General features: G+C 62.7%; 4 protein-coding genes. All 4 read right to left on the reverse strand.

The window, feature by feature from the left end:
• Positions 1–101: 101 nt before the first annotated feature.
• A complete protein-coding gene (locus ACJWXQ_RS06215; RefSeq protein WP_346052535.1) occupies positions 102–1,433 on the reverse strand; it encodes a DEAD/DEAH box helicase in 1,332 nt (443 codons plus the stop codon).
• Positions 1,434–1,684: 251 nt separating this feature from the next.
• Positions 1,685–3,712, reverse strand: coding sequence for an NADPH-dependent 2,4-dienoyl-CoA reductase (locus tag ACJWXQ_RS06220; RefSeq protein ID WP_346052533.1), 2,028 nt, complete (start codon positions 3,710–3,712; stop codon positions 1,685–1,687).
• A 17-nt stretch (positions 3,713–3,729) separates the two neighbouring features.
• Positions 3,730–4,470: a fumarate/nitrate reduction transcriptional regulator Fnr gene (gene fnr / locus ACJWXQ_RS06225; RefSeq protein WP_406672383.1), complete on the reverse strand. Its 741-nt coding sequence runs from the start codon at positions 4,468–4,470 to the stop codon at positions 3,730–3,732.
• A 79-nt stretch (positions 4,471–4,549) separates the two neighbouring features.
• A partial coding sequence (locus ACJWXQ_RS06230) for a pyridoxal phosphate-dependent decarboxylase family protein (protein ID WP_406672384.1) occupies positions 4,550–6,317 on the reverse strand: 1,768 nt, incomplete at its 5' end.

Raw genomic sequence — 6,317 nt, forward strand, 5'->3', positions numbered from 1 at the left:
CCGAAGGCCCCACCACTGGTGGGGCCTTCTTTTGTCCAGGCCAAGAAAAAAGGGGACGGCATCCGTCCCCTTCTTCGCCTTGCCAGGCAACTGGCCGTGGCTCAGAGCCCTTGGCGACGGCTGGCTGCGGCACGTGGACGACCGCCGGCCTTGCCCGAGGGCTTGCCACCCGGTCGGCCACCCGGCTTGCGACGCGGCTTATGTCGGCCTTCCGCCTTGGCGCCGTGGGACGGCTTGCGACGGCCACCCTGGCCCCGGCCACCCCCGTTACCCTTGCCGGGCACCCGGGCCACTTCCTGCGGATCCGGCTCAAAGCCCTCGATGATTTCACAAGGTACGGCGTTGCCCAGCATTTTCTCGATATCGTGCAATGGCTTGCGGTCATCGGCACAAACCAGGGAATAGGCCCGGCCTTCCCGGCCGGCCCGCCCGGTGCGGCCGATACGATGGACGTAGTCCTCGGGGACATTGGGCAGATCGAAATTGACCACGTGAGGCAGCTGCTCGATATCCAGGCCACGGGCGGCAATATCGGTGGCCACCAGCAGACGGACACTGCCCCGCTTGAACTGCTTGAGGGCACGGCTGCGGGCGGCCTGGGTCTTGTTGCCATGAATGGCCACGGCACTCAGCCCCTCCCGATCCAGCTGCTTGCAGAGACGATCCGCGCCGTGCTTGGTGCGAGTGAACACCAGGGCCTGGCGCCACTCACCGTCACGCACCAGCCGACTCAGCAGGGCCGGCTTGTCGCCGCGAGTCACCGGATGCACCACCTGGCTGATCCGTTCGGCGGTGCTGTTGGCCGGCGCCACTTCGATCTCTACCGGGTCCTTCAGCATGCCTCGGGACAGATTGCGGATTTCCTTGGAGAAAGTCGCGGAGAACAGCAGGGTCTGGCGCTGCTCCGGGAGTGCGGCGATCAGCTTGCGGATATCATGGATGAAACCCATGTCCAGCATGCGATCGGCCTCGTCCAGTACCAGATGCTCCACCCGTGACAGATCCACGGTGCCCTGGCGAAGGTGATCCAGCAGACGACCCGGTGTTGCCACCAGGATGTCCACGCCCCGGCGCAGACGCTGGACCTGGCCATGCATGCCGACACCACCGTAGATCACCATGGAACGCATGGGCAGATGGCGGCCGTAGGTCTGAACGCTCTCCTGCACCTGAGCGGTGAGCTCGCGGGTCGGGGTGATGATCAGCACGCGTACGTGGCGGCCACCCTCGGGCTTGCGGGCAGCCAGGTGCTGAAGCAGAGGGAGCGTGAAACCGGCGGTTTTGCCGGTACCCGTCTGGGCGGCTGCCATGACATCCCGGCCCTTGAGGACGGCGGGAATGGCGGCTGCCTGAATAGGCGTAGGGGTATCATAGCCCTGTGCGGAAACCGCACGGAGCAGCGCGGCCGAAAGGCCGAGTTGATCAAAAGACATTATTGGAATAACTCCTGGGATAGCCAGCCCGCATACGGCTCATGCCGTGGTTTCGGGCCCGGTCCAGGCAAAAAGAAAGAGTAGCAAACGAGGCAGGCTCAGGCAGGCGGCCATTTCATTGGCCGTAGTCGCTGCTCAAGGGGAAACCGCGAACGCCCGACGCAGACCGGAGGGCGTCGGTGCGCGCACTATATCAGACTCAGGGAATAAAGCCAGTCATTTCTTTTGGAGGCGCCCGGTTGATCAGCGGTTCACAGCCGGGCCGCAAGGCGGGTGCCTTCATCGATGGCCCGCTTGGCGTCCAGTTCCGCGGCCAGGTTGGCACCACCAATGAGATGGGTGCTGACACCGGCAGATTCCAGCTTGTCATGCAGTTCCCGCTGGCTCAGCTGCCCGGCGCAGAGAATGACATTGTCCACTTCCAGGCAGCGGGACTCCTCACCCACGCGGATATGCAGGCCCTGGTCATCGATCCGCTCATAACTAACACCGGGAATCATCTTCACACCGTGTTCACGTAGCGAGACACGATGAATCCACCCGGTGGTCTTGCCCAGGTATTTACCGGGCTTGCTGGTCTTGCGCTGCAGGAGATGGATCTCTCTCGCCGCCGGGGGGAACTCGGGCTTCAGACCTTCCACGCCGCCACGTCGGTCGAGCTGCATGTCCACGCCCCACTGGCGGAAGAATTCCTCCCGGGTCTGGGCATGCTCCGGTTGCGGGTGGACGAGAAACTCGGAGACATCAAAGCCGATGCCGCCGGCGCCCACCACGGCCACCCGCTGCCCCACCGGCTTGCCGTGCAAGAGCACGTCGATGTAGCTCAACACCTTGGGATGGTCCTGCCCCGGAATGCCCGGATCACGCGGTACCACCCCGGTCGCCAGAATGACTTCGTCAAAGTCCTGCAAGGCGTCTGCATCCGCGCGCTGGCCGAGTCTCAGGTCCACACCGGACAGTTCGATGCGACGCTGGAAGTAGCGCAGGGTTTCGTGGAATTCTTCCTTGCCGGGAATGCGCTTTGCCATGTTGAACTGCCCGCCGATGCGGTCAGCGGCCTCGAACAGGGTGACTTCATGACCGCGCTCGGCGGCCGTGGTGGCCGCCGCCAGACCGGCCGGCCCTGCGCCCACCACGGCAATCCGGCGCGGCGTGTTCACCGGCTCAATGCGGACTTCGGTTTCATGTCCGGCCCGCGGGTTGACCAGGCAGGAAGCCACTTTCTTTTCGAAGACGTGATCCAGGCAGGCCTGGTTGCAGGCGATACAGGTATTGATTTCGTCACTGCGGGCTTCGAACGCCTTGTTGACCCACTCGGGGTCGGCCAAAAAGGGCCTGGCCATGGAAATCATGTCGGCATCGCCATCCGCCAGCACCTGTTCGGCGGTATCGGGCATGTTGATGCGGTTGGTGGTCACCAACGGCAGGGAGACCTCATCACGGAGCTTGCGGGTCACCCAGGTAAAGGCGGCTCGGGGCACCATGGTGGCGATGGTGGGAACACGGGTCTCGTGCCAGCCAATGCCGGTATTGATGATGGTGGCGCCGGCCGCCTCGATGGCCTTGCCGAGCTGGACCACCTCTTCCCAGCTATTGCCGTCGGCGAGCATGTCCAGCATGGACAGGCGATAGATGATGATGAAGTCCTCACCCACCGCCTCTCGGGTCCGACGCACGACCTCCACCGCCACCCGCATGCGGTTCTCGAATGACCCGCCCCACTGGTCGGTGCGGGTGTTGGTGCGGGGAACCAGGAACTGATTGATGAAATAGCCCTCCGAGCCCATGATCTCGACACCGTCATAGCCGCCGGCCCGGGCCAGACGCGCGCAACGCACAAAGTCCCGGATCTGCCCTTCCACGCCACTACTGCTCAGGGCCTTGGGCTTGAAGGGGGATATGGGGGCCTGGATGGCAGAAGGTGCCACCGAAAAGGGATGGTAGGCGTAGCGCCCGGCGTGGAGTATCTGCATGCAGATGCGACCGCCGGCCTCATGCACTGCCCGGGTCAGCTTGCGATGGCGAGGCAACTCCAGGCGATTGGTCAGCTTGGAGGCGAAGGGCGCCAGACAGCCGCGCCGGTTGGGCGCGATACCGCCGGTGACCATCAGTCCTGCTCCTCCGCGGGCCCGCTCGACGAAATAGGCCGTTAGGCGATCCCAGTGCCATACCCGATCTTCAAGACCGGTGTGCATGGAGCCCATGAGAATACGGTTGGGCAGGGTTGTAAAACCGAGATCGAGCGGCTGAAACAGGTGAGGATAGGCTTTATGACTCAAGGATTTGGCCCCGTCTTTCAGTCGGATTGATCGTCCTTGGCCAATTGGCCCAGTGCGTCCGGATCCAGCAGGCGAATGTCGCGCCGGTCCACTTCAATCCATCCCTGGGTCTGGAATTTCTTCAGGACCCGGCTGACGGTTTCCGTCGCCAGGCGCAGATAATTGGCAATATCCTTGCGCGGCATGGCCAGGCGCAGATCGGTAGCCGAATACCCTCGCTCCCCCAGTCGGCGGGCCAGGTCCATCAGGAAAGCCGCCATCCGCTGCTCGGCAGTGGAATCGGCAGCACGAGGTACCAGGGAGCTGATTTCCTTGCTGAGCAGCCGCATGATCTGACGCTGCAGGCCAGGGATGTCACCGGCCAGTTCAGAAAGCTGAGCAAAAGGCAGCACGCAGGCACTGGCGGTATCCAGGGCAACGACACTGCACAGGTGGGCGTCAGGATAAATGGCATCCAGCCCCACCAGCTCGCCAGGCAGATGAAAGCCGATCACCTGCTCTTCCCCTTCCTCGTTGATCAGATAGCTCTTGTACATGCCGGAGCGCACCGCATAGATACTGCGCATGGGATCACCCCGGCGAAACAGGTGATCCCCCACATGCATGCTGCGGGACACCTCCACCACGGAATCCAGCCGCTCCACCTCGGCCCGGTTAAGGCCCATGGGAACGCAGAGTTCACTCAGGGAGCAATTACTGCAGACGCGCTTGAGTTCACGTAGATCAAGCGCGCTGGACTGACCGGGGGAAGCAGGCATGGAACTCCTTCTGCACTGATGCTGCGAGGAGCTCACATACTAAGGTAATTCCGCCGCCCATCAAAGCCTGCCACCCGGCTTAGGCGTCCGGCAGCTGTTCCAGGATCAGCTTTTCCAGGTAACGACAATAGCGGTCCAGGTAGTTCAGGCCTTCCGAGGCGCTGAACAGCCAGGGGTTCATCAGGGTGTGCCGGAGCAGAAAGACATAGTCGCTGGCCCCCTCCTCCGCCTTGCCTCCGGAGCGGAAACTGTCAGGGTCCAGTCCCAGACGTTCCACCAGCGTCTGGCGAGCGGCGGGGCTCAGGGCGTCGTGGAAGACATTGGTCCGGGAGCCAAAGAATTCACGGGTCTGGGGCGCACGGTCCGGCGTCACCCGCAGCTGTTCATAGATGCCCTGACAGAAACGGTTCATCACCGGCACGCTGCGGTTGCCTTCCGGATTGACGGCAATACAGATCAGATTGGTATCCGGTTCAAAAGGCACCACCAGACGTGCCTTGCCACGCAGCCGGTCCGCGGTCTCCTGAAGACGGTCGAAAAGGTATTCCGTGCTGTGAATGGTGACTTCGGTGAGTTTGCCGAAATGGCGATGATCCAGGGGAAAGACCCGATGGGTCACATAGGTGGCCGCTGCCATGGAACCCGGTTTTGAGCCTTCCAGGATGTAGCGACCCAGATTGCGCAGCAGGGTGTCGGTATCACTGTTGTCGCCGGCCTCGTCGAAGACGTAGGCAGCGCTTTCTCCCAACAAGGCGGTGATCTCCCGGTTGCGAGCGATGAATGCCCCTACGCCAAACGGTAGGTAACCGAGTTTGTGGGGATCGACGGTCACGGTATCGGCGTGGCGAATCGCAGCGAAGGCCTGATAGACATCGCTGGAGGGAAAATAGCGAAATTGATCCTTGAGTTCGTCGTGGTGCCGCATGGCCCCACCGGGCTGACGGAACAGGGCCGCCATGTAACCACCCCAGGCGGCATCCACATGAATGCCAAAATCCAGCCCCTGACGGCGCCACTTCTGGCGCAGGGCGACAATATCGTCGATGGGATCGATGGTGCCGTATTCGGTGGTCCCCAAAACCCCCACCACCGCCAGCACGGGACGCTGCTGTTCATGCAGTTCGCCGAGGATACGGTCCAGGGCCGCCGGGTCCATGCGCATGTGATCAGTGACCGGCACCGAGACCAGCTGGGCGCTGCCAAAACCCATGAGCTTCATGGCCTTCTTCCAGCTGTAATGGGCCGTCAAGGGCACCAGTACCACGGGTGGCTTGAGGGCCGGCCAGGCGGCATGGAAATCCACCTGACCCAGATGCTCCACCCGCCCGGACTCGATGCGTTGAGTGAGTGCCTGGCGCTGTTCCGTCGGCAATGCCTGCAAGGCCTCGGCAACGGCCTCCCTAAGTCGAATGACGGTGTCCACATCCAGGTTGAACCAGGCCCATTCAGGGGCGTCCTGGGACAGCCGTCCACGACTCAGCTTCTCTATATCCAGGGACAGTTCGGGCAGGACCGAGCGCAGGGCCAGGGGGTAATACTTGGCTGCCCGAAGATTCCAGAGCCCTTCATAATTGGCCACTGTACCGCCGGAGGTGAGATGCCCCCAGGCACAGGGGTGCTGACCCGGGTCGGTATTGAACCCCATCATGGCCGCCAACTGGCGACCCGCCGCCAGTTCCAGCCGCACGGTCACCGGTGCGGCTTCCTCGGTGACATTGTTGGGGTTGTAGAGAGTCGAAACCAGATGGGCAATCAGGCCCGGCAAGAGCAGGTCCGAGGCCATGTGCCCGATATAGCGGGGATTGAAGAACGGCGCCGAGTTCTTGAGATCCGCGGTCAGCCGGTGC

It is taken from the genome of Natronospira sp. (genome assembly GCF_007134575.1).
Lineage (GTDB): Bacteria > Pseudomonadota > Gammaproteobacteria > Natronospirales > Natronospiraceae > Natronospira > Natronospira elongata.